Annotated in this window: 1 protein-coding gene and 1 pseudogene; both read right to left on the reverse strand. The window is 38.6% G+C overall.

Annotation, left to right across the window (positions count from 1 at the left end; translation table 11 throughout):
• Positions 1 to 310: pseudogene (locus tag J1785_RS00725) on the reverse strand (putative type VI secretion system effector); the annotation flags it as partial.
• 12 nt (positions 311 to 322) lie between these two features.
• Positions 323 to 951, reverse strand: a 629-nt coding sequence (locus J1785_RS00730) for a hypothetical protein (RefSeq protein ID WP_217218569.1), incomplete at its 5' end; no start/stop codon positions are given.

Genomic DNA, 951 nt, shown 5'->3' on the forward strand with positions numbered 1-951 from the left:
GACTGGTTGGGGGGAGTTCAGGGGGAGTAGGGAAAGAATTAATTTCTGCCTGAACTTGCTTTAGGTATTCCTCTGCCCTGATAACACTTAGGCGTGTTTCATCTATAAACATTCTCTTATATGCTTCCGGCGAAGACTCTTCTTCCTGGATTGGATTTTTCATTTCATCGTACTCGTTAATTTTTTCAGATCTATGTTCGATGTAAATATCTAGGCAATCGAGTGATACTTCAAGTCGTTCTAGATCTCTATATTCGCTTCTTAGGCAACTAGTGTAGTTGACTAGTTGCTCATCTGTTTCTTTTTCCATGGAAGTATCCTGTCAATATTTCAGTCGAAAATGGGTGTTAATATCCTGTTGGCGTTTTCTTCTCTCGTCTTCTGCTTTTTTAATTTCTTCTTCAGAAAGAGGTAGGTTAAATACTATCTGCATAGCAGTATGTAATAATTCTTCCTGTTTTTGTACTAACGCAGATATGTCGTATGCAGTTAAATACATTGTATTATGATTATTTGATTTTGTTCCGAACACGGTTTGTTCACACCAGTCCTGAATTTCATTATCAGTCCACATTTCGTATAGCATTTGGGCAAAAACGATAGCAACCATCACCTGCCAGGTTGACATAAACCCAACTAGTCTTGTCACTCCTAATCCTATTCCTTCAGTAGCTGTCGATAAAAGTGTAAACTTAAGTCCTTGTTTGCCCATCGCAGCCAGTATTTTGTTCTTACTGAGCAAAATGTCATTGATCGTACTGAGAGCAAATGCTGTATCTGAAGAAAACTTTGCAAATGAAAGAACGACTGACCATGAAACCCAACCTTTCTTTTGGACTTTTTCAAACATATCGCTAATATCCATAATAACTGTGAGTCCGGCAGCAACACTCCCCAGTGAGGCTGCTCTCATTTTCCAGGTATTTGCTTTAATCTCGCTAGTAATAACAC

The organism is Rahnella perminowiae (genome assembly GCF_019049755.1).
GTDB lineage: Bacteria > Pseudomonadota > Gammaproteobacteria > Enterobacterales > Enterobacteriaceae > Rahnella > Rahnella perminowiae.